Source organism: Isoptericola halotolerans, from assembly GCF_013149785.1.
Taxonomy (GTDB): Bacteria; Actinomycetota; Actinomycetes; order Actinomycetales; family Cellulomonadaceae; genus Isoptericola; species Isoptericola halotolerans.
In genome coordinates this window covers 543,806-564,066 of sequence record NZ_JABEZU010000002.1, presented here as the reverse complement: position 1 = coordinate 564,066, position 20,261 = coordinate 543,806, and the positions used below count along the sequence as shown (strand labels likewise).

The 20,261-nt window shown below is 73.3% G+C and carries 20 protein-coding genes; 10 read left to right on the top strand and 10 right to left on the bottom strand.

Features of this window, described 5'->3' with window-relative positions; all coding sequences use genetic code 11:
• Positions 1 to 21: 21 nt before the first annotated feature.
• Positions 22 to 1,260, top strand: coding sequence for a class I SAM-dependent methyltransferase (locus HDG69_RS10300; RefSeq protein ID WP_343036371.1), 1,239 nt, complete (start codon positions 22 to 24; stop codon positions 1,258 to 1,260).
• 172 nt (positions 1,261 to 1,432) lie between these two features.
• On the opposite strand, the gene HDG69_RS10295 is transcribed toward HDG69_RS10300, so the two are convergent.
• Both HDG69_RS10295 and HDG69_RS10290 read right to left on the bottom strand, forming a co-directional pair.
• Positions 1,433 to 1,834: an FKBP-type peptidyl-prolyl cis-trans isomerase gene (locus tag HDG69_RS10295; protein ID WP_343036370.1), complete on the bottom strand. Its 402-nt coding sequence runs from the start codon at positions 1,832 to 1,834 to the stop codon at positions 1,433 to 1,435.
• Positions 1,835 to 1,909: 75 nt separating this feature from the next.
• Positions 1,910 to 2,809: a LysR family transcriptional regulator gene (locus tag HDG69_RS10290; RefSeq protein WP_171783686.1), complete on the bottom strand. Its 900-nt coding sequence runs from the start codon at positions 2,807 to 2,809 to the stop codon at positions 1,910 to 1,912.
• A gap of 82 nt (positions 2,810 to 2,891) precedes the next feature.
• Between HDG69_RS10290 and HDG69_RS10285 the strand changes: the two genes are divergently transcribed.
• Positions 2,892 to 3,908, top strand: coding sequence for a DMT family transporter (locus tag HDG69_RS10285; protein ID WP_171783685.1), 1,017 nt, complete (start codon positions 2,892 to 2,894; stop codon positions 3,906 to 3,908).
• On the opposite strand, the gene HDG69_RS10280 is transcribed toward HDG69_RS10285, so the two are convergent.
• From HDG69_RS10280 to HDG69_RS10270, 3 genes are read right to left on the bottom strand one after another with little or no spacing between them, the layout of a single operon-like run.
• Positions 3,900 to 5,231 (bottom strand): RNA polymerase sigma factor, encoded by a 1,332-nt coding sequence (locus HDG69_RS10280; protein ID WP_343036369.1) that lies wholly within the window; start codon positions 5,229 to 5,231, stop codon positions 3,900 to 3,902. The two genes, HDG69_RS10285 and HDG69_RS10280, sit on opposite strands and share 9 nt — an antisense overlap.
• The gene (locus tag HDG69_RS10275) at positions 5,228 to 5,650 is read right to left on the bottom strand and encodes a YciI family protein (protein WP_216645450.1); all 423 of its coding nucleotides are present in this window, start codon (positions 5,648 to 5,650) and stop codon (positions 5,228 to 5,230) included. The genes HDG69_RS10280 and HDG69_RS10275 overlap by 4 nt, the downstream gene beginning before the upstream one ends.
• Positions 5,651 to 5,694: 44 nt before the next feature.
• Positions 5,695 to 6,123 carry a YciI family protein gene (locus HDG69_RS10270; RefSeq protein ID WP_171783684.1) on the bottom strand — a complete coding sequence of 143 codons (429 nt, stop codon included), beginning with the start codon at positions 6,121 to 6,123 and terminating at the stop codon, positions 5,695 to 5,697.
• 163 nt (positions 6,124 to 6,286) lie between these two features.
• Between HDG69_RS10270 and HDG69_RS10265 the strand changes: the two genes are divergently transcribed.
• From HDG69_RS10265 to HDG69_RS10250, 4 genes are all read left to right on the top strand, one after another.
• Positions 6,287 to 8,203 (top strand): glycoside hydrolase family 15 protein, encoded by a 1,917-nt coding sequence (locus HDG69_RS10265; protein WP_171783683.1) that lies wholly within the window; start codon positions 6,287 to 6,289, stop codon positions 8,201 to 8,203.
• A 66-nt stretch (positions 8,204 to 8,269) separates the two neighbouring features.
• Positions 8,270 to 9,130: an alpha/beta fold hydrolase gene (locus tag HDG69_RS10260; protein ID WP_171783682.1), complete on the top strand. Its 861-nt coding sequence runs from the start codon at positions 8,270 to 8,272 to the stop codon at positions 9,128 to 9,130.
• Entirely contained in the window at positions 9,123 to 9,719 is a 597-nt protein-coding gene (locus HDG69_RS10255; protein ID WP_171783681.1) for a WHG domain-containing protein, read from the top strand. The genes HDG69_RS10260 and HDG69_RS10255 overlap by 8 nt, the downstream gene beginning before the upstream one ends.
• Positions 9,716 to 10,387, top strand: coding sequence for a hypothetical protein (locus HDG69_RS10250; protein WP_171783680.1), 672 nt, complete (start codon positions 9,716 to 9,718; stop codon positions 10,385 to 10,387). The genes HDG69_RS10255 and HDG69_RS10250 overlap by 4 nt, the downstream gene beginning before the upstream one ends.
• Before the next feature lie 96 nt (positions 10,388 to 10,483).
• On the opposite strand, the gene HDG69_RS10245 is transcribed toward HDG69_RS10250, so the two are convergent.
• Both HDG69_RS10245 and HDG69_RS10240 read right to left on the bottom strand, forming a co-directional pair.
• Entirely contained in the window at positions 10,484 to 11,311 is an 828-nt protein-coding gene (locus tag HDG69_RS10245; RefSeq protein ID WP_171783679.1) for a Bax inhibitor-1/YccA family protein, read from the bottom strand.
• A 211-nt stretch (positions 11,312 to 11,522) separates the two neighbouring features.
• On the bottom strand, positions 11,523 to 14,849 hold the full coding sequence (locus HDG69_RS10240) for an efflux RND transporter permease subunit (RefSeq protein ID WP_246256411.1): 3,327 nt from the start codon (positions 14,847 to 14,849) through the stop codon (positions 11,523 to 11,525).
• 534 nt (positions 14,850 to 15,383) lie between these two features.
• Between HDG69_RS10240 and HDG69_RS10235 the strand changes: the two genes are divergently transcribed.
• Positions 15,384 to 16,046 carry a winged helix-turn-helix domain-containing protein gene (locus HDG69_RS10235; RefSeq protein ID WP_171783677.1) on the top strand — a complete coding sequence of 221 codons (663 nt, stop codon included), beginning with the start codon at positions 15,384 to 15,386 and terminating at the stop codon, positions 16,044 to 16,046.
• On the opposite strand, the gene HDG69_RS10230 is transcribed toward HDG69_RS10235, so the two are convergent.
• Positions 16,020 to 16,946, bottom strand: coding sequence for an EamA family transporter (locus HDG69_RS10230; RefSeq protein ID WP_171783676.1), 927 nt, complete (start codon positions 16,944 to 16,946; stop codon positions 16,020 to 16,022). The two genes, HDG69_RS10235 and HDG69_RS10230, sit on opposite strands and share 27 nt — an antisense overlap.
• Before the next feature lie 71 nt (positions 16,947 to 17,017).
• Between HDG69_RS10230 and HDG69_RS10225 the strand changes: the two genes are divergently transcribed.
• From HDG69_RS10225 to HDG69_RS10215, 3 genes are all read left to right on the top strand, one after another.
• Positions 17,018 to 17,932 (top strand): LysR family transcriptional regulator, encoded by a 915-nt coding sequence (locus HDG69_RS10225; RefSeq protein ID WP_171783675.1) that lies wholly within the window; start codon positions 17,018 to 17,020, stop codon positions 17,930 to 17,932.
• Positions 17,933 to 18,007: 75 nt separating this feature from the next.
• Positions 18,008 to 18,631, top strand: a complete 624-nt coding sequence (locus tag HDG69_RS10220; protein ID WP_171783674.1) for a ClpP family protease — start codon at positions 18,008 to 18,010, stop codon at positions 18,629 to 18,631.
• A gap of 8 nt (positions 18,632 to 18,639) precedes the next feature.
• Positions 18,640 to 19,251, top strand: a complete 612-nt coding sequence (locus HDG69_RS10215) for a ClpP family protease (protein WP_246256410.1) — start codon at positions 18,640 to 18,642, stop codon at positions 19,249 to 19,251.
• A gap of 10 nt (positions 19,252 to 19,261) precedes the next feature.
• On the opposite strand, the gene HDG69_RS10210 is transcribed toward HDG69_RS10215, so the two are convergent.
• Complete coding sequence (locus tag HDG69_RS10210) at positions 19,262 to 19,621, bottom strand: helix-turn-helix domain-containing protein (RefSeq protein WP_171783672.1); 360 nt, start codon at positions 19,619 to 19,621, stop codon at positions 19,262 to 19,264.
• Positions 19,622 to 19,720: 99 nt separating this feature from the next.
• Entirely contained in the window at positions 19,721 to 20,200 is a 480-nt protein-coding gene (locus HDG69_RS10205) for a CGNR zinc finger domain-containing protein (RefSeq protein ID WP_246256409.1), read from the bottom strand.
• Positions 20,201 to 20,261: the final 61 nt, after the last annotated feature.

The following is a 20,261-nucleotide window of genomic DNA, read 5'->3' as shown; positions in this document are numbered from 1 at the left end:
CGCTCAGACTACGGTCGTGCCGTGACACCCCCCGCCGCACTGCCCCCGACCGTGACCGACGCCCTCGCCTCGCTGGTCCCCTGGCCCGACGACGGCACCCGCCCCGACGGCCCCGTCGCCGTCGACGCCACGGACCGCCTGCTGCTGACCGAGTCGGCCCTGCTGGTCGCCGGCGCCGGTCCGCGCGGCGTCGTCGTCCTCGGTGACCGGTTCGGGGCGCTGACGCTGGGCGTCCTGGCGCTCGGGGCCGAGACCGTCCGCGCCCACCACGACACGATCGACTCGGAGGCCGCGACGCTGCACAACGCCACCCGGGCGCAGGAGGCGCTCGACCTGCCGGACGCCCCGTCTCGCATCGCGACGTCGGACGAGCTGGGCCCGGAGCTGCTCGACGGTGCCCGGCTCGTGCTGCTGCAGCTCCCCAAGTCGCTGGGCGAGCTCACCGAGATCACCGAGGCCGTGGCCCGGTACGCCGCCGACGACGTCACGGTGCTGGCCGGTGGCCGCCTCAAGCACATGACCCGGTCCATGAACGACGTGCTCGCCGACCGGTTCACCGAGGTCCGGGCCACGCTGGCGCGCAGCAAGTCCCGCGCCCTCGTCGCCACCGGGGTGCGACCCGAGGCCCGCACCGCGACCCCGCTCTACCCGGCCCGGGCACGCCTGACCGACCCGGAGCTGCTCGCGGCGGCCACCCCCACGCACGACGACGCGACCGCGCCCGAGCACGTCGACGTCGTCGCGCACGGGGGCACCTTCGCGGGCACCGGGCTCGACCACGGCACCCGGTTCCTGCTCAGCACGGCCGGTCGCTGGCCGAGCGCGGCCCGCGTGCAGGACGCCGTCGACCTCGGGTGCGGTACGGGGCTGCTGGCCGTGGTCCTGGGCCGGCGCTACCCGGACTCCCGGGTGGCCGCCACCGACCGGTCGGCGGCGGCGGTCGCCTCCGCACGGGCCACCCTCGCGGCCAACGGGGTCGAGGGCTCCGTGTCACGGGGCGACGTCGGCAGCGACCTGCCGGACTCGAGCGCGGACCTCGTGCTGCTCAACCCGCCGTTCCACGACCGTGCGGCCGTCAGCACCGACGCCGCGCACCGGATGTTCGCGACCGCCGGGCGCATCCTGCGGCCCGGCGGCGAGCTGTGGTGCGTGTTCAACACGAAGCTGCGCTACCGCGGCTCGCTGGCCCGCGCGGTCGGCCCCACGGAGCACGTGGCCCAGGACCCCCGCTTCACGGTCACCCGCTCCCGCAAGCCCTGACCGCCTCTGCCCCCCTCAAGCACCGAGACCCGAGTGCCCAGCGCCGGGCGAGCGGAACGACGAAGGGCGGGGCAGGAGACCCTGCGCACGGTCGTCATCCCCGAAGTGGAGCGCCCCCTGGGGCGCGTGAACGCGACCGTGCGCGGGGTCTCCTGCCCCGCCCGACAAAGGCTCAGCGCACCCCGACGACGTCGACGACGAAGACGAGCGTCGCCCCACCGGGGATGCCGGCCTGCGGCACGCCCCGCGAGCCGTAGCCGTGCTCGGCGGGGATGGACAGCAGCACGCGGTCACCCACGTTGCGCCCGACGAGACCCTTGTCCCAGCCGCCGATGACGGCGCCGACGCCGATCGGGAAGTCGATGGTCTGGCCGCGGTCCCAGGAGTTGTCGAAGACGTCGCCGCCCCAGGTCTGGCCGAGGTAGTTGACGACGATGGTGCGGCCGGCGTCGACGACGGGGCCGTCGCCCTCGGCGAGGACCTGCACCTGCAGGCCGGACGGCGCGTCGCCCGCGGGGAAGGTGATCTCGGGCTTGTCGCCGAAGGAACCGGTGGCGGTGGGCAGGGTGGTCACGGGAAACCTCATCCGTTCTCGGGGAGCCGCGGGTCAGGCCCGGCGGCGGGGCACGTCAAGCGTACGCGGGGTCGGTCAACCCGGCGTCGGCACGCCGGCGACGTGGCGGAGGCTCTCGAGCGCCGCCCGGAGCGGTGGGGTGTGCGCGACGGCGTCCTGCACCACCGCGAAGACCGTCCGCGAGGGAGTGGGGCGCACGACCGGGACGCCGACGGTGCCGGGCGGCAGGTGCACGGCGCCGAGCGCGGGGAGCACCGTGAGGCCGATGCCCGCCGCGACGAAGGCCAGCGCGGTCGGGTAGTCGTGCGCCTCGACACGGAACGCCGGGCTGAAGCCGGCGGCCCGGCAGGCCTCGAGGAGGTTGCGGCGGCACCAGCCACGGGCGAAGTCGTTGTCGATCCACGCCTCGTCGGCGAGCTCGGCGAGCTCGATCTCGTCACGGTCCGCGAACGGGTGATCGGTGGGCAGGACGGCGACGTACGGGTCGTCGAGCAGGTGGTGCGCCGTGAGGCCCCGGCCGGGCTCGTGGCCTCGTCGGGCCACCAGCACCTGCAGGTCGGCACGCTGCCCGGGGTCGGTGGGCACGTCCTCACGCAGCTCCAGCTCCAGACGCAGGCGGGGGAACCTGTCGGTGAGCGCGCTGACCACGTGCGGCAGCCAGGCCGCGCCGACCGAGGCGAAGTAGGCGATCGAGAGCCTTCCGGTGCGGCCGGAGCGCAGGTCCGCGACGAACGACTCCGCCTCGCCGAGCCGGGCGAGGACGGCGTCGGCCTGGGCCGCGAGCGCCTCTCCGGCCGCCGTGGGGCGGACCCCGCGGCCGTGCCGGGCGAGGAGCTGCAGGCCGGTCTCGCGCTGGAGCGCCGACACGTGCTGGCTCACGGCGGACGGCGTGTACCCGAGGTTGGCGGCGGCTGCGGCGACGGAGCCGCTCGCCACCACGGACCGGAAGACGCGCAGACGGTGGACGTCGAGCATGGGTCAACGCTACAGCGCGACTGAAGAGTCCGGTAGATATCAGGACTAGTGCTGAACCTTTGTCTCGGGTGACCATCGGACCATGACCACGACTCACCCTCCGGCGACCGCCCCCGGCCGGACCGGCACCCCCCGGGCCGGCCTCCTCACGGCCACGGCGATTGCCGTCACCGTGCTGCTGTGGGCCTCGGCCTTCGTCGCGATCCGAGCCGTCGGCCACCACGTCGACCCCGGTCCGCTGACGCTGGGCCGTGTCGCCGTGGGCAGCGTCGCCCTGACGGCGATGGTCCTCGTCGTCCGGACCCGGCGACGCCTGCGCGCGGTGGGCAGCGAGGGCGCTCCGCACGGCGCCCACCGGACGACGCGCCCGGGGCGCACCGCCGTCCCGCGCGGCCGCGTGCTGCTGCTCGTCCTGGTCTGGGGCGTGGCGTGGTTCGGCGCGTACAACCTCACCCTCAACGCCGCCGAGCAGCACCTGGACGCCGGGACCACCGCGCTGCTGGTCAACATCGCCCCGATGCTGGTCGCGGTGCTCGCCGGGCTGGTCCTCGGCGAAGGCTTCCCCCGGCGACTGCTGGTCGGGATCGCGGTCGCGTTCGCCGGTGTCGTCGTCATCGCCGCCGCCACCTCGTCCGGGCGGTTCGACGCCGTGGGCGTGCTGCTGGGCCTGGTGTCCGCCGTCCTCTACGCCGGTGCTGCCACGCTGCAGAAGCGCCTGCTCCCGTTCGTCGACGCCCTCACCATGACGTGGATGGGCTGCCTGGCCGGCACGGCGGTGTCGCTGCCGTTCCTGCCGGGCCTGGTGAGCCAGGTGTCCGGGGCCACGACGTCGACCGTCCTCGGCATCATCTACCTCGGCGTCTTCCCCACGGCCATCGCGTTCAGCACCTGGGGGTACGTCCTGACGCGGGCCAGCGCCGGGCGCACCGCCGCCACGACGTACGCGGTGCCGGCCGTCGTCGTCCTGCTGTCGTGGACCCTGCTCGCCGAGGTTCCTCCCCCGGCTGCCCTGGTCGGCGGCGTCCTCGCCCTGGTGGGGGTCGCGGTGGCCACGCTGCCCTCGCGCCGTCGGCCGCCTCGTCCGGTTCCCTCAGCCTGAGAGCTCCTCCAGCGCGGCGGCCTTGGCCTGCAGGACTGCTCGCTCGCGCTCGTTGCCGCACAGCCGTGCCGCGGCCTCCAGCTCGCGCCGCGCCTCGTCCGGCCGTCCGAGCCGGGACAGCAGCTCGCCGCGCACGCTCGGCAGGAGGTACGAGCCCGGCAGGGCGCCGCCGGCGACGAGCCCGTCGACGATCTCGAGCGCCTCGGCGGGCCCGGAGGCCATCGACACGGCCACGGCCCGGTTCAGGTCCACCACCGGCGACGGCGCCACCCGGCCGAGCGCCTCGTACAGCACGACGATGCGCGCCCAGTCGGTGCCCTCCACCGAGGGTGCGACGTCGTGCTGCTCGGCGATCGCGGCCTGGAGCCCGTACGGCCCCAGACCGCGCCCGGCAGCCTCGGCGCGCGCCAACGCTGCCCGTCCGCGCCGGATCGCCGAGGCGTCCCACCGACGTCGGTCCTGGTCGGCCAGCAGGATCGGCTCGCCGTCCGGACCGGTGCGCGCCGGGAAGCGGGCGGCCGTCAGCTCGAGCAGCGCGAGCAGTCCGGCGGCCTCCGGCTCGTCGGGCACGAGCCGCGTCAGGACCCTGGACAGCCGGATCGCCTCCCGGGCCAGGTCCGCGCGGATCCAGTCGTCGCCCCCGGAGGCCGACGACCCCTCGGTGAAGATCACGTACAGGACGTTGAGCACCGAGCCGAGGCGTGCGGCCCGCTCGGCGGCCGGCGGCACCTCGAACGGCACCCGCGCCGCACCCAGGGCCTTCTTCGCCCGGGTGATGCGGGCCTGGATCGTGGCCGTCGGCACCAGGAAGGCGCGGGCGATCTCCTCGCTGGTCAGCCCACCGACGACGCGCAGCGTCAGCGCGACCCGCGCCTCCTTGGACAGCACGGGGTGGCACGAGGTGAAGATCAGGGCGAGCTTGTCGTCCTCGATGCGGTCGGGGTCCCACAGCAGGTCGGGCTCCTCGGCGCCCGACGGCGTCGCGCCGCCGTGCGCCCCACCCTCGCCCAGGTCCCGGGCGAAGGCCGCGTAGCGCACGTCGCGCGCCGACCGCCGACGGAACGCGTCGATGGCCCGTCGGCGCCCGGTGGCCAGCAACCATCCCGTCGGGTCGCGGGGCACGCCGTCCCGTGGCCAGCCGACCAGCGCCTCGGCGACGGCCTCGGAGGCGACGTCCTCGGCCAGCGCGAGCTCGCCGGTGTAGCGGGCCAGCGCGCCGACGATCCGGGCGGACTCGATGCGCCACGTCGCCTCGACCGCACGGCGCGCGGCGTCGGGACCCTGCTCGGCCCCGACGCCGGACACCTCCCGTGCGCCGCTCACTCGGTCCCGAGCTCCTGGCGCCACTCCTTCTCCTTCTGGATCCACTCGTTGTCCTGCGGGAAGTCCTCGACGCCGTTGATGCGCCGCACCTCGAGCCGGGTCCCCGGGCCGCTGAGCGGCGCCCGCTTGGCCCACTCGATCGCCTCGTCGCGGCTGGAGACGTCCAGGATCCAGAAGCCGTTGAACAGCTCCTTGGTCTCCCCGTAGGGGCCGTCCGTCACCACCGGCGTGTCGGTGGAGAAGTCGACGACGGCGCCCTCGGAGGCGTCGGCGAGCCCTTCGCCCGCGGCGAGCACCCCCGCGTCCATCATCTGCTCGTTGTAGCGGCCCATCGCAGCGATGACCTCGGTGAAGTCCGTCGCCTCGAAGGCAGCCCTGCCCTCGTCGGTCCCTCGCATGATCAGCATGTACTTCGTCATGATGTCCTCGTCCTCAGGTCTGGTGGGGTGGTCGACGGTCCGGCTCAGAGCTGGCCCGTGCGCTCGCGCCAGGCACGCTCGCGACGGATCCACTCGTTGTCCGCCGGGAACTCGTCGATCGTCGGGATGCGGCGGATCTCGGACTTCATGCCCGGCCCGGCCAGCGGAGCCTTCTTGGCCCACGCGACGGCGTCGTCGATGGTGGGGACGTCGAGGATCCAGTACCCGTTGAACAGCTCCTTGGTCTCGCCGTACGGGCCGTCGGTGACGGTCGGCTCCTCGGTGGAGTAGTCGACCACGACGCCCTTGTCCGGCTCCTCGAGCCCTTCGGCGGCCAGCAGCACCCCGGCCTCGATCATCTCCTCGTTGAAGCGCCCCATCGTGGCGAGCATCGCCTCGAAGTCGATGCCGGACTCGGCGAACGCCGCCTCGGCCTCGTCGGTGCTGCGCATGATCAGCATGTACTTCGCCATGGTTCTCGTCTCCCGTGTCGACGGCCCCCGTCTGGGACCTTCTCACCCCCAGGTCGAACAGGAAACTCGTGGATCGACACGAGACGTCACAACTGTGTGAAACTTCGTCGCCCACGGGGACGCGAACTGGCGCATCGCCCCCCGCGCGACGCACTCTGGACCCATGACGCTCGATGCCCAGCCCACCCCACGGTCCGACGGCCGCAGCACCTTCCCGTCGATCGCGGAGTACGCGTTCCTGTCCGACTGCGAGACCAACGCTCTGGTGGCCCCGAGCGGCGCCATCGAGTGGATGTGCCTGCCCCGGCCCGACTCCCCCAGCGTCTTCTCGGCGATCCTCGACCGAGGAGCGGGGATGTTCCGGGTGGGCCCGCACGGCGCCCGCGTCCCGGTCGCGCGCCGCTACCTGCCGGGCACCCTCATCCTCGAGACGACCTGGCAGACCTCCACCGGCTGGCTCGTCGTGCGTGACGCGATGGTCATGGGGCCCTGGCACAACCTCGCCGAGCGCTCCCAGACGCACAAGCGCACCCCCACCGACCACGACGCCGAGCACGTGCTGCTGCGCACGGTGAAGTGCGTCTCGGGCACGGTCGACCTCGAGGTGGTCTGCTCCCCCAAGCCCGACTACGCGCGGGGGGAACCGGGGTGGGAGTACCTGGACGACGGCTACTCGTCCGTCGTGGCACGGATGGGCGACGAGAACCCGGACCTGCGGCTCAGCTCCAACCTGCGGTTCGGCCTCGAGGGCCAGCGCGCCCAGGCGCGCACCCGGATGAGCGAGGGCGAGACGGCCTTCGTGGCGCTCGCGTGGTCCCCCCTGCCCGCCCCCGCGACCTGGGACGAGGCCGTGGACAAGATGTGGCGCACCGAGCAGTTCTGGCGCGACTGGATCACGCAGGGGTCCTTCCCCGACCACCCGTGGCGCATCTTCCTGCAGCGGTCCGCCCTCACGCTCAAGGGGCTGACGTACGCCCCGACGGGAGCCCTGCTGGCCGCGGCGACGACGTCGTTGCCCGAGACCCCGGGCGGTGAACGCAACTGGGACTACCGCTACGCGTGGATCCGGGACTCGACGTTCGCCCTGTGGGGCCTGTACACCCTCGGGCTGGACCGGGAGGCCAACGACTTCTTCGCGTTCATCCAGGACGCCTGCCACGACAACAAGCAGCTCCAGATCATGTACGGCGTCGGCGGGGAGGAGAAGCTCACCGAGTCCGAGCTCAACCATCTGACCGGCTACGAGGGCGCCCGGCCGGTCCGCGTGGGCAACGCCGCCTACAACCAGCGTCAGCACGACGTGTGGGGGGCGGTGCTGGACTCCGTCTACCTGCACACGCGCAACCGCGAGCAGCTCCCCGAGGCCCTGTGGCCGGTGCTCAAGCGTCAGGTCGAGGAGGCGGCCAAGCACTGGCACCTGCCCGACCGGGGCATCTGGGAGGTGCGCGGCGAACCACAGCACTTCACCTCGTCCAAGCTCATGTGCTGGGTGGCGCTGGACCGGGGTGCACGGCTGGCGCGCCTCTACGACGAGCCGGACTTCGCCGAGCAGTGGCAGAAGCTCGCCGACGAGATCCACGCCGACATCTGCGCCAAGGGCATCGACCAGCGAGGCGTGTTCACCCAGCGCTACGGGGACGACGCGCTGGACGCCTCGCTGCTGCTGGTCCCGCTGCTGCGGTTCCTGCCGCCGGACGACGAGCGCGTGCGGGCCACCGTGCTGGCGATCGCGGACGAGCTCACCGAGGAGGGCCTGGTGCTGCGCTACCGGGTCGAGGAGACCGACGACGGGCTGGCCGGCGAGGAGGGCACCTTCACGATCTGCTCGTTCTGGCTGGTGAGCGCGCTCTGCGAGATCGGCGAGATCGAGCGGGCCCGGTCCCTGTGCGAGCGCCTGCTGTCGTTCGCGTCGTCGCTGAACCTCTACGCCGAGGAGATCGACCCCCGCACCGGCCGGCACCTGGGGAACTTCCCGCAGGCGTTCACCCACCTGGCGCTCATCAACGCGGTGATGCACGTGATCCGCGCCGAGGAGGAGCCCTCCGACCACCGGGCCTTCCGGACGCCGAACGGCACCTGAGCGTCGCGCGGGAGGGCACCCGAGGGCCTCTTGACACTTTTGGCTAACAGGCGTAGCTTTCAGGCTATGGCTGATACCCCAGCACGCTTCCTCCACCTTCCCGAGGGTCGCCTCGCCTACTCCGACACCGGCGCACCGAGCGACCCGCTCCTCGTCGCGGTCCCGGGCATGGGCGACCTGCGCTCCACCTACGACGACGTCACCCCGGCCCTGGTCGAGGCCGGGTGGCGCGTCGTGGTCGTCGACCTGCGCGGCCACGGCGACTCCGACACGACCTTCACGCACCACGGGGACGACGTCACCGGCGCCGACCTCCTGGCCCTCGTCGAGCACCTCGACGCCGGCCCGGCGGTGCTGATGGGCAGCTCCATGGGCGCCTCGGCCGCGGCCTGGGCGGCTGCCGAGCGTCCCGACCTCGTCCGCGGGCTCGTCCTGCTCGGCCCGTTCCTGCGGGAGACCGCCTCGCCGGGCAAGCAGCGGCTGCTGCACGCCCTCTACCGGGTGCTGTTCCGCCCGCCGTGGGGCGCCGCGGCCTGGGGAGCGTTCTACTCCTCGATCAGCAAGGGTCGGCGCTCCCCCCGGCATGCCGAGCACGTCACCGCCGTGCGTGCCGCCATGCGCGACCGCGCACACCTCCGCTCGTTCCGCGACCTCGCGCTGGCCCTGGACCACTCGGTGGTCGAGCGGCGGCTGGACGCGGTGCAGGCACCCGCGCTCGCCGTCGTCGGCGCCCTCGACCCGGACTTCCCGGACCCTGGCGCCGAGCTGGCGTGGGTCCAGGCGGCGCTCGGCATCCGTCCCGAGCACGCCGTGCTGGTCCCCGACGTGGGGCACTACCCGCAGCACCAGGCACCCGACGTCGTGGCGGCGTCCGTGCTCGACTTCCTCGCCCATCTGCCCGCGGCGGGCGGTGAGCGACGTGCCTAGGGCCGGGCTGTCCCGCGAGGCGGTCGTGCGCCTCGCACTCGAGGTGGTCGACGACGGCGGCGCGGCGGGGTTCGCCGGTCTGACGCTCGCGCAGGTCGCCGGCAGGGCCGGGGTGGCCACGCCCAGCCTGTACAAGCACGTCGGCTCGCTGGCCGAGCTGCGCCGCGAGGTCTCGCTCCAGGCCACGACGGAGCTGACCGCGGCGGGGTCGCGGGCGACGGTCGGACGCTCCGGGCCCGACGCCGTGCGCGCCCTCGCCCACGCCTGGCGCGGCTACGCGCTCCAGCACCCTGGACGCTACGCCGCGACGCAGGTCGCCCCCGACCCCGACGACCCGGCCGAGGCCGCGCACCGTCAGGTCGCCGCCCAGGGCGTCGAGGTGGCCGCCGCCGCCCTGCGCGCCTTCGACCTGCCCGACGACCGGCTCGTCGACGCCGTCCGCGCCGCCCGGTCCGCCGTGCACGGCTTCGTCGCCCTCGAGCTGGGCGGCGGGTTCCGGCTGCCGCAGGGCGTGGACGCCAGCTTCGACGTCCTGCTGGACATGCTGGTCGCCGGGATCACGGCGCTCTCCGTGCACGAGACGCCGTGAGCACCACCCGGTGGACCGTCGCCGCCGCCGTGGCGGCCGCGGCCGCCTTCCTGCTGTTCCCGGTGCTGCGGCCGTGGCCCGACGAGACGGTCGCGACGGCGGAGCTCGCCGCAGCGTTCGCCTCGGACCGCTGGGTGCTGGCGCACCTGTGCGGGATCCTGGGGCTCGGGCTGCTGGCCCCCGCGCTGCTCGGGGTACGCACGCTCCTGGTCCGGCGCGACCCCGACACGCGGCCCGGAAGCGACGCACGGCCCGGACAGCGCGCGGCGACCGCCGCCGTCGTCAGCGCGTGGGTCGGCGCGGGACTCTCGGCGCTCTACTTCGGGGCCGAGACGTTCGGGGTCCGCACGGTGGCGGAGGCGGCCCTGCGGGACGGGGACCTCGGGCTGCTCGCGGAGGTCGAGGCGCTGCGGCTGGAGCCGGCCGCCGTCGCACTCTTCGGCGCCGGCCTGCTGCTGGTGGCCGCGGCGGGCGTGCTCGTCGCCGTGGCGCTGTGGCGCGCGGGGGCGTCGCCCCGGTGGGTCGGGATCCCGCTGGCCCTCGGGCTCGTCACCCTGCTGCCGCAGTTCTGGGGCGGGCCAGGTCTGCGGATCGCGCACGGGGTGCTGCTCGCCGCCGGGACGTTGCTGCTCGGGTGGGCGGCGGCCCGGCTCTCCTCCGAGCGCTGAGCAGAACGCCACCTCCGCGGAGCCTTGCGCCACCACGCCGGACGCGAAACGGCCGGGCACCTCGGTGAGGTGCCCGGCCGCTGTCGCTCGTTGAGGTCAGTCGCCGCGCAGGATCGCGAGGAGGCGCAGGATCTCCAGGTACATCCAGATGAGCGTGACCATGAGGCCGAAGGCCGCCGACCAGGCGAACTTGGCCGGGACGCCGCCCTCGACGCCGCGCTTGATGGAGTCGAAGTCGATCATGAGCATCGCCGCGGCAAGACCGACGGCGAACAGCCCGATGAGGATGCCGAGCGTGCCGCCGCGCATGCCCCAGCCGTCGAGCACACCGGTCCACACGAGAACCACGTTGACGAGCGAGAAGACGAGGTAGCCGACCATCGAGATCAGCACCCAGCGCGTGAACTTCGGGGTGACGCGCACCTTGCCGGAGCTGAACAGCGCCAGCGAGACCGCGAAGACCGACAGGGTCGCCAGGACGGCCTGCAGGACGATGCCGTCCTGGAAGGACTCGTACATCTTGGAGATGCCGCCGAGGAACGCACCCTGCGCGATCGCGTAGAGGGTGATGAGCACCGGGCTCGGGTTCTTCTTGAAGGCGTTGACCAGACCGAGCACGAGCCCGACGATCATGCCGATGACCCAGAGGCCCGGAGCGACGACCCAGGTCGCCGCCGCGACCACCACGAGGAGCGAGAACAGGCCCGCCGTCTTCATGATGACGTCGGTGTAGGTCAGGCGCTTGGTGTCGACGGGGGACGCCGACGGCGCGTTGTACATGTTCTGCAGCGAGGCGGCGTCGGCCGCCTGTGCGCCACCGGCGCCGTACTGGGTGTACGGGGACGGGGCTGTCGCCGTGCCCCCCTTGGCACCGCGGCGCGGCTCGCCGAAGACGTCGCTGTTCGAGAAGACGGGGTTGCTCATGAGCTCCTCCTGGTCGCGGCTGCCGGGTGCCCGACGACGGGTCGTCGCGCGGACAGGGCCGGGTCGCTGGCCGTGGCCATCATCCTAGGCAACGCGCGACCCGGCCGTCAGGTTCCCGGCCGAACTGTGACGTTCTCCGATCAGGTCGGCACGGCGCGGCCAGGTCGGCAGGGATGTGTGCCGACCCGGCCGCGACGTGCCGACTCGACCCTCAGCTCTCCTGCCGCTCGGCCTGCTTGGCCTCCCGCTTCGCGGCCCGGCGCTCCCGGCGTGCCGCCCGGCGGTCCTTGCGGCCCTCGACCATCACGTAGAGCACGGGGACGATGAGCAGGGTCAGCAACGTCGACGAGATCAGACCGCCGATCACCACGAGCGCGAGCGGCTGGGAGATGAACGCCCCGCCCCCGGTCACGCCGATCGCCATGGGCGTCAGCGCACCGATGGTGGCCAGCGCCGTCATGACGATCGGCCGCAGACGCTTGCGGGCGCCCTCGCGCACCGCCTCGTCCAGCGACCGGCCGCGCAGGCGGTACTGGTTGATGAGGTCGATGAGCACGATGGCGTTCGACACCACGATGCCCACCAGCATCAGCACACCGATGATCGCCGGCACCCCGAGCGGGGTGTTCGTGACCAGCAGCGCGACGAGCGCACCGGTCGCCGACAGCGGCACCGAGACCAGCAGGATGAGCGGCTGGACCAGGGACTTGAACGTCGCGACCATGATCAGGTAGACGATCGCGATCGCGGCGAGCAGCGCCAGGCCCAGGTCGGCGAAGGCCTCCTCCTGGTCGGCGGCGACCCCGCCGATCTCGACCGACGCGCCCGGCGGCAGGTCGAGCCCGTCGACGGCGGCCGTCACGTCGGCGCCCAGCGTGCCCAGGTCCTGGCTCTCCGGGGTGATCGACACGGTGGCCGACCGCTCCCCGTCCACCCGGCTGATCGACGTCGGCGTCTCGACCTCCTCGACCTCGGCCACGTCGGTGAGCGGCACCAGGCCGGTGGCGGTCGGGATCTCGATCTCCTCGACCTCCTCGACCGTCGCCGGCGCCTCGCCCGTGACGACGACGGCGTCCACCGGCCCGCCTCCGAGGTCGACCTCGCCGACGGTCTGCTCCGGGTTCATGGTTCCCGAGACGATGCCGGCGACCTGGGTCTCGGTCAGGCCCGCCTCGGCGGCCGCCTCGCGATCGACCGTCACCTGCAGGACCGGCTGCGCCGAGGCGAGGTCGTTGGTGACCTCCGCGACGCCGTCCAGCCCGCTGACGGCGTCCTGGGCCGCCGACGCGGCCGAGGCGAGGTCGTCGGAGTCGTGCGCGCGGACCACGAGGTCGATGGTCGTGGAGCCGAAGCCGGCGTCGCCGCCGGCCACGCTGACCTCCGTCGTCGGGCCCTCGCCCGCGAACTCTTCGGCCGCCGCGCGGATCTCGGCCTGCACGGCGACCGGGTCGACCTCACCGTCGAGCGTGACGGAGAACGTCGCCGTCGGCGTCGCCCCGCCGCCGAAGAACGCGGCCTCGCCGGCGTCACCGGCGCCCACGGAGGTCTGGACGGTCTCGATCCCGTCGACATCGTCGAGCGCCGCCTCCATGTCGCGGGCGGCGTCGTCCTGCGCCTCGAGCGACGCGGTGTCGGTGAACGTCTGGGTGACGGTGACGGTGTCCTGGCCGGAGTCGCCGATGAAGTTCGTCTCCAGGCGCGGCACCAGGGCGAGCGTCCCGGCGAGGATGCCGACGGCGATCGCCAGCGAGATCCACGGGTGGCGCAGCGAGGCGGCCAGGCTGGGCACGTAGGCGCGCTGCCAGAGCCCGCGGCGCTCCTTGGCCTCGGCGGCCTCGCGGATGGCCTGGCCGCCGTCGGTGGCGCCCTCGGTCCCGCGCGGGGCCTTGACGAACCAGTACGCCAGCACCGGCACGATGGTGAGCGCCACGAGCAGGGAGGCGAGCATCGCGATGGCGACGGTGAACGCGAACGGCCGGAACAGCTCGCCGGTCATGCCGGAGACGAGCCCCAGCGGCAGGAAGACCGCCACCGTACAGATGGTGGACGAGGAGATCGCCCCGGCCACCTCGCCGACGGCGGTGAGGATCGCCTGCTTCTTGTCCTCGCCGTAGGACAGGTGTCTCTTGATGTTCTCGATGACGACGATCGCGTCGTCGACCACGCGCCCGATCGAGATGGTCAGCGCGGCGAGCGTGAGGATGTTCAGGGTGTAGCCGGTGATGTCCATGACCAGGAACGCGGTGGCCAGGGACAGCGGGATCGACACGGCCGAGACCAGGGTGGAGCGCACCGAGAGCAGGAACACCAGGATGATGAGGATCGCGAAGATCAGACCCAGGCCACCCTCGGTAGCCAGCCCCTCGATGGACTCCTCGATGAAGGGCGCCTGGTCGAAGACGACGGCGGTGCTGATGCCGGCGGCGTCGAGCTCGGCGGCGTTGTCGTCGAGGACCTCCTGCACGGCGTGCGAGACGTCCACGGTGTTGCCCTGGGGCGTCTTGGTGATGGCGATGCCGAGCGAGGGCTCGCCGTCCAGACGGGAGAAGGAGGTCGCCTCGGTGGCGGCGACGGTGATCTCGGCGACGTCGCCGAGCAGCACGGGCTCCGGCAGCTCCGGCGGCGCGTTGGCGTCCGGCAGCAGCGCGTCGTCGCCGGGGACGATCGCCTCGTCGTCGGTCCCGGGCTCGGCTCCGGTGTCCGACGGCGGCACGTCCGTCGCGCCGTCGGGCGTGGTGGCGCCGTCGTCGCCGGCCGCACCGGCGTCGCCCTCGGCCGCTCCAGCGGGCCCGGCACCGGCGCCCGCCTCCGGTACCGACGGCACCAGCGGGATCTCCTCCAGTTCCTCGAGGCTCTCGACCCGGGTGCCGGCCTGCAGGGAGTACGTGGCGCCGTCCTCGGTGACGGTCCCGGCCGGGATCACCACGCCGTAGTCGGCCAGGACGTCGGTCACGTGGGCGAGGTCGAGGCCGTCGGCGGCGAGGTCGGCGGGGTCGACCTCGATGAGGACCTGCTCGGTCTGCCCACCGGTGACGGCCACGGAGCGCACGTCGTCGAGGCGTTCGAGCTCCGGCACCAGGACGGTGTCGATCTCGTCGGCGAGGGCGGCGACGTCGTCGGACCCGGCTGCGGCGAGCTGGACGACCGGCAGGTCGTCGAGGGAGCCGGTGATCACCTGCGGCTCGACGTCCTGCGGGAGCTGCGACTGTGTCCGCGTGACCGCCGTGGTGAGGCGCTGGGTGGCCGCGTCCATGTCGGTGCCGTACTCGAACTCGACCAGGGTCATCGACATCCCGGTGGACGCCGTGGAGCTGAGCGACTCGATGCCGTCCACCGTCTGCGCGGCGGCCTCGAGGGGTGCGGTGACGTTCTGCTCGACGACCTCCGGGGACGCGCCCGGGTAGACGGCGACGACGGCACCGGCGGGGAGCTCGAGGGACGGGATGAGCTCCTGCTTCAGCGTCGTCAGGCTCAGGGTGCCGAACGCGAAGATCGCGATCGTGGCGAGCGCGACGACGGCGCGATTGGCCAGGGACAAGCGGGCAAGGCGGAACACACACACTCCAGGGCGGCGAGGGGAGGTGCACGACGGCGGCATCGTACGGCTGCACAACGGAGCCTACGCCGGTCGAGTTCCCGGAGCGGGGTCACCTCTGCCCGCTCCGGACAGAACTCTTCCAAAGACACTGTTGCAAAGCCTTCTTTGCAACGCTATGTTGGGAGCACTGGACACCACACCACGGGAGATCGTCATGCTGCTCACCACCGCCCCCACGTTCTCGACCACCTCTCGGACGACCCTCCGCACGGCCCCCCGGTCACCCCGCCGCCCGGCGGCCCAGGGCACCGCGACCCGAAGCACCGCGGTCCGCGTCCTCGCGCACCGCGTCGTGACACGTCTCGGGCGCGCCCTGAGGACCCTCGTCAGCGCGGCCAGGGCCACCCCGGTCCGCCGGTCCCCTGCTGGCGGCGCTGCGGCAGCGCGCCGCGCGGCGGACGCTCACCGCCGGGACAACGCCGCGCAGATCCACCCCCTCGGACTGCGCTGACCGGACCGCTGTACGGTCAGGACATGAGCGAGACGCACGAGGAGCCGACCGGCCGCGGCCGACGACCCGACAGGCTCAGCGCCACCCGGCTGCGCGGACTGTCGCACCCGTTGCGCGTGCGGATCCTCGACCTGCTGCAGGTCCACGGTGCGCTCACCGCCAGCGGGCTCGCCGAGCTCGTCGGCGAGTCCAGCGGCTCGACGAGCTACCACCTGCGCCAGCTCGCCAAGCACCAGTTCGTCCAGGAGGTCGAGGGCAGGGGCACGGCACGCGAGCGGTGGTGGGAAGCGGCGCCCGGCGGGTTCTCCATCGGCCCCGAGCAGGAGGACGACGTCGGCACACGCACCACGAAGTCCCTGGTGAACGCCGAGTTCGAGCGCAGCCGCCAGGAGAAGATCTGGCGGCTGCTCGACATGATGGGCGACAGCGCGATCGACGACTCCGCCCTCGCCCGCTGGAAGGACGCGGTCACGCTCACCACCAGCAACCTGTTCGCCACCCCCGACCAGCTGGCCCGCCTCGTCGAGGCCGTCTCCGCCGCGCTCGAGGAACAGCTCGCGCCGCTCAAGGACCAGGAGGGCGTGCCGGGCGCCGTCCCCGTGCAGATCCACTTCAACGCGTTCCCCGTGGTGGGCGCCTCGGGGGCCCGCGCCGGGACGTCAGCCCCGGATGACGACCGGGGCTGAGGCCGGCGTCGTCGCCGGTTGCGCCGGGGGTGCCGCACGGCGGCGTGCCCCGCCCCAGAGCACACCGGCCACCACGAGCACCCCGCCCGCGAGCGCGAGCAGGCTCACCTGCTCACCGAGCACCACCCACGCCGCGGTCATCCCCACCACCGGCACCAGCATCGAGTACGGCGCGACGACGCCCGCCGGGTGCCGGGCCATCAGCCAGGTCCACGCTCCGGACCCCAGGACGGTGCCCACCACCACGGTGTAGGCGAGGCCGACCAGCGCGCCCACCGCTCCCGGCTCGTCGAAGGAGGTCAACGACCCGACGATCCGGGCCGGCCCCTCCACCACCAGCGCCACGGCCAGCATGGGCACCGGCGGCACCACCGACATCCACAGCGTCAGGTGCAGCGGGTTCTCCGGTCTCGCCTGGCGGTTCGCGATGTTGCCGATGGCCCAGCCCAGCGCACCGGCGAGGGTCAGCAGGAACGGCAGCAGCGCCGCCGTCTGCGCCTGCTGCCACCCCACCACCGTCAGGCCCGCGACGGCCACGAGGACGCCCGCCACCTGGCGCGCGCCCACCCGCTCGCGCAGGAACGTCGCGCCCAGCACCACGGTGAAGGGCCCGGACGCCTGCAGCACCAGGGACGCCAGGCCCGCGGGCATCCCCACCGCCATCCCCCAGTAGAGGAACGTGAACTGCAGGATGCCGAACCCGACGCCGTAGCCGACCAACCAGCGCACCGGCACCCGTGGGCGCGGCACGAGCAGCAGCGTGGGCACGGCGATGATCGCGAAGCGGAGGGCGACGAGGAAGAACGGTGGGAAGTGTCCGAGCGAGGCGTCGATCGCCAGGAAGTTCAGCCCCCACATGACGGCCACGGACGCGGCGAGGAGACGGTGACGGAACGGCATGCCGACATCGTCGGTCGGAGATTGATGAAGGACAAGCGAAACTTTCTGCACTCTCTCTGTAGGCTGCCTTCATGGATCCCCGGCACCTCGAGCTCCTGCGCGAGCTCGCCGACCGTGGCAGCGTCTCCGCCGTCGCCGCCGCCACGCACCGCACGCCGTCCGCCGTCTCGCAGCAGCTGCGCACGGCCCAGCGGGACCTCGGGGCGCCGCTCGTCGAACCGCACGGCCGGGGCGTCCGGCTCACCGACGCGGGACGCCTCCTCGCCGACGGTGCCGTGGAGGTCGCCACCGCCCTCGCCGGGGTCCAGGCACGCTGGGACGCCTTCCAGGACGCACCGGCCGGCACCGTCACGGTCGCCGCGCTGCCGAGCGCCGCGACCTTCCTGCTGCCCACCGTCGACGTCGCCCTCGCCGGCAGCGGGATCCGGCTGACCTGCACCGACGTCGACCTGGCCGAGGCCGCCTACGGCGCGCTGACTGCCGACCACGACATCGTCATCGCCCACAGCCTGACGAGCGTGCGCCCCGCCGGGACCCACGGACTCACCGTGGTCCCCGTGGTCGGCGAACCCCTCGACGTCGCGATGTCCACGCACCACCCGCTCGCCGCGCAGGAGACCGTCGACGCCCACGACGTCGTCGGCGCTGCCTGGATCGGCGTCCCCGCCGGGTACCCGTTCGACACCGTCCTGCAGAGCATCGAGCAGGCCACCGGCGCCCAGCTCGACGTCCGGCAGAGACTGCGCGACAACCGGCTCATCGAGGCGCTCGTCGCCGCCGGGGACCGCCTCGCGGTCCTGCCCCGCTTCACCACGCCGACGGACGACCGGCTGACGCTGCGCCCCCTGACCGGCGTCCCCGCCACGCGGCACGTCTCGGCGGTGATGCGGCCGGACCGCGCCCGACGGCGGGCCGTGCGCCAGGTGCTCGACGCCGTCGTGCGGGCGGCGCAGGAGACGGCGCGACGACACCACGCCCTCGCGTGACCCGTCTGCCACGAGCAGATGCGCTGCGGGCAGATCGACGCCCCGCCACCGGCAGCGGCGGCGCATCGTGAAGCCATGGAACCGACGCTCCGCTCAGAGACTCCCCCACCCACCACACCGTTCGACGACCAGCTCGCCACCCGGCTGCTGCACCAGCGCATCGTCGTCATCGGCACCGAGGTCGACGACGCCGTCGCGAACCGTGTCTGCGCCCAGCTCCTGCTGCTGTCCGCCGAGGATCCCGCCTCCGACGTCGCCCTCTACGTCAACTCCCCCGGCGGCTCGGTCAGCGCCGGCCTCGCCGTCTACGACACGATGCGGCTGCTGCCGAACGACGTCGTCACCGTCGGCTTCGGGTTCGCCGCCAGCATGGGCCAGTTCCTGCTCACCGCCGGCACGGCCGGCAAGCGGTACGCCCTGCCCCACACGCGCGTGATGATGCACCAGCCGTCGGCGGGGATCGGCGGCACCGCCGTCGACATCGCCATCCAGGCCGAGAACCTCGAGCACACCAAGCGGCTGATGCACGAGCTCACCGCCCAGCACTCCGGGCGGACCGTCGAGCAGGTCACGGCGGACGCCGACCGCGACCGGTGGTTCACCGCCGCCGAGGCCCTGGAGTACGGGCTCGTGGACCGGATCGTGGAGTCCGTCGACGACGTACGCCCCGCGGCCGCCGGCCGGAAGGCGGGGCTATGAGCACGGGGATGACGAGCACCGCGAGCTACACGATCCCGCACGTCGTCGAGAGGACCCCGCTCGGCGAGCGCGCCTCCGACGTCTTCAGCCGCCTGCTGCGCGACCGCATCATCTTCCTCGGCACCGAGATCGACGACGGCGTCGCGAACGTCGTGATGGCGCAGCTGCTGCACCTGGAGTCCGAGGCCCCCGAGCTCGAGATCGGCCTGTACATCAACTCCCCCGGTGGCTCCGCCACCGCGATGGCCGCCGTCTACGACACCATGCAGTTCGTCCGCTGCGACGTCGCCACCACCTGCATGGGTCAGGCCGCCTCCGCCGCGGCCGTGCTCCTGGCTGCGGGCACACCGGGGCGCCGCACCGTGCTGGAGCACTCGCGCGTGCTGCTGCACCAGCCCTCCTCCCGGGCCCAGGGCACCGTGTCAGACCTGGCGATCCAGGCCCGCGAGGTGCTGCGCCTTCGCGCCGAGACCGAGGAGCTGCTCGCCCGCCACACCGGCCAGACCCTCGAGCGGCTGCGTGCGGACACCGACCGCGACCTCATCCTCTCGGCCGCCGACGCCGTCGCCTACGGCGTGGCCGACGCCGTCGTCACCTCGCGCAAGCATCCGGCCGCGTGACCCGGGCTGCTCACGCGGCGAGCGCGACGACGTCGGACGTGGTGGACGGCGCCGACCGCAGGTGCTGGACCGACGTCGGGCCCGTGGACGTCAGGACCCGTACCCGCGGCTCGGTCGCCGCGACGAGGGAGGCGTGGGCGTCGGCGACCAGGTCGACGAGCCGCAGGTCCAGCGCCCGGCACACCGCGGCGAGCACCTCCGACGACGGCTCCTTGCGCCCGCGCTCGACCTCGGACAGGTAGGCCGTCGACATGCGGGCCACCTCGGCGACCTCCTGCAGGGTGCGCCCCTGACGTCGTCGAGCACGCCGCAGGAGGGCACCCACCAGGTGTCGCAGCAGCGGCTCGTGCGTCCCGTCGCTCCTCGTCATGGAACCGACGCTACTCCGGACGGGCCCGCCACAGGGCCTGTCCGGCAGGTCGGGCGCCCGGTTCTGCCGACGGCAGAAGGGCAGGGGCCGCCGGCCGGCCTACTGCTCGTCGGCCCTGGTCCGCCGGTAGTGGCGCCGGGCCTTGACCCGGTTGCCGCAGAGCGCCATCGAGCACCACCGCGCCGTGTTCGCGTTGCTGCGGTCCAGCAGGAAGCGACAGCACTCCGGGTTCGCGCACGGCCGCAGGCGGCCGGGAGAGCGCTCGTGGACGACCGCCCAGGCGAGCAGCGCTCGTGACGCGAGCACCTGCTCGGCAGGTGCCTGCACCTCCCATCCGAGGGAACCTTCGCGCCAGACCGGGTGCACCGCGACCTTCTCGACGTCGGCCGCCACGTCCTGAGGGTCGGCCGCGCCGTGGATCACCTCCTGGACCGCGTCCCGGACGCGCCGCAGCGTCGCCACCTCCTCGGTGAGCCCGGCACCGCCGTGGGCCCTCGCCCAGGCCTGGCCGGCGTCGTCGGTCAGCTCGTCCGTCCGCCGGCCGTCGACGACGGACGTCGTGTTGAGCAGGTCGATCAACAGGTCTTCGTCCGCACGTGCCACCACGTCCATCACTAACCCCCTCGCCTAGGGTTGACAG

Coding starts and splice junctions, on each gene's coding strand:
- HDG69_RS10290 (WP_171783686.1), bottom strand. CDS start 2,809: ATGCTCGACGTCCACCGTCTGCGCGTCTTCCGGTCCGTGGTGGCGAGC.
- HDG69_RS10285 (WP_171783685.1), top strand. CDS start 2,892: ATGACCACGACTCACCCTCCGGCGACCGCCCCCGGCCGGACCGGCACC.
- HDG69_RS10275 (WP_216645450.1), bottom strand. CDS start 5,650: ATGACGAAGTACATGCTGATCATGCGAGGGACCGACGAGGGCAGGGCT.
- HDG69_RS10270 (WP_171783684.1), bottom strand. CDS start 6,123: ATGGCGAAGTACATGCTGATCATGCGCAGCACCGACGAGGCCGAGGCG.
- HDG69_RS10265 (WP_171783683.1), top strand. CDS start 6,287: ATGACGCTCGATGCCCAGCCCACCCCACGGTCCGACGGCCGCAGCACC.
- HDG69_RS10260 (WP_171783682.1), top strand. CDS start 8,270: ATGGCTGATACCCCAGCACGCTTCCTCCACCTTCCCGAGGGTCGCCTC.
- HDG69_RS10245 (WP_171783679.1), bottom strand. CDS start 11,311: ATGAGCAACCCCGTCTTCTCGAACAGCGACGTCTTCGGCGAGCCGCGC.
- HDG69_RS10235 (WP_171783677.1), top strand. CDS start 15,384: ATGAGCGAGACGCACGAGGAGCCGACCGGCCGCGGCCGACGACCCGAC.
- HDG69_RS10230 (WP_171783676.1), bottom strand. CDS start 16,946: ATGCCGTTCCGTCACCGTCTCCTCGCCGCGTCCGTGGCCGTCATGTGG.
- HDG69_RS10225 (WP_171783675.1), top strand. CDS start 17,018: ATGGATCCCCGGCACCTCGAGCTCCTGCGCGAGCTCGCCGACCGTGGC.
- HDG69_RS10220 (WP_171783674.1), top strand. CDS start 18,008: ATGGAACCGACGCTCCGCTCAGAGACTCCCCCACCCACCACACCGTTC.
- HDG69_RS10215 (WP_246256410.1), top strand. CDS start 18,640: ATGACGAGCACCGCGAGCTACACGATCCCGCACGTCGTCGAGAGGACC.
- HDG69_RS10210 (WP_171783672.1), bottom strand. CDS start 19,621: ATGACGAGGAGCGACGGGACGCACGAGCCGCTGCTGCGACACCTGGTG.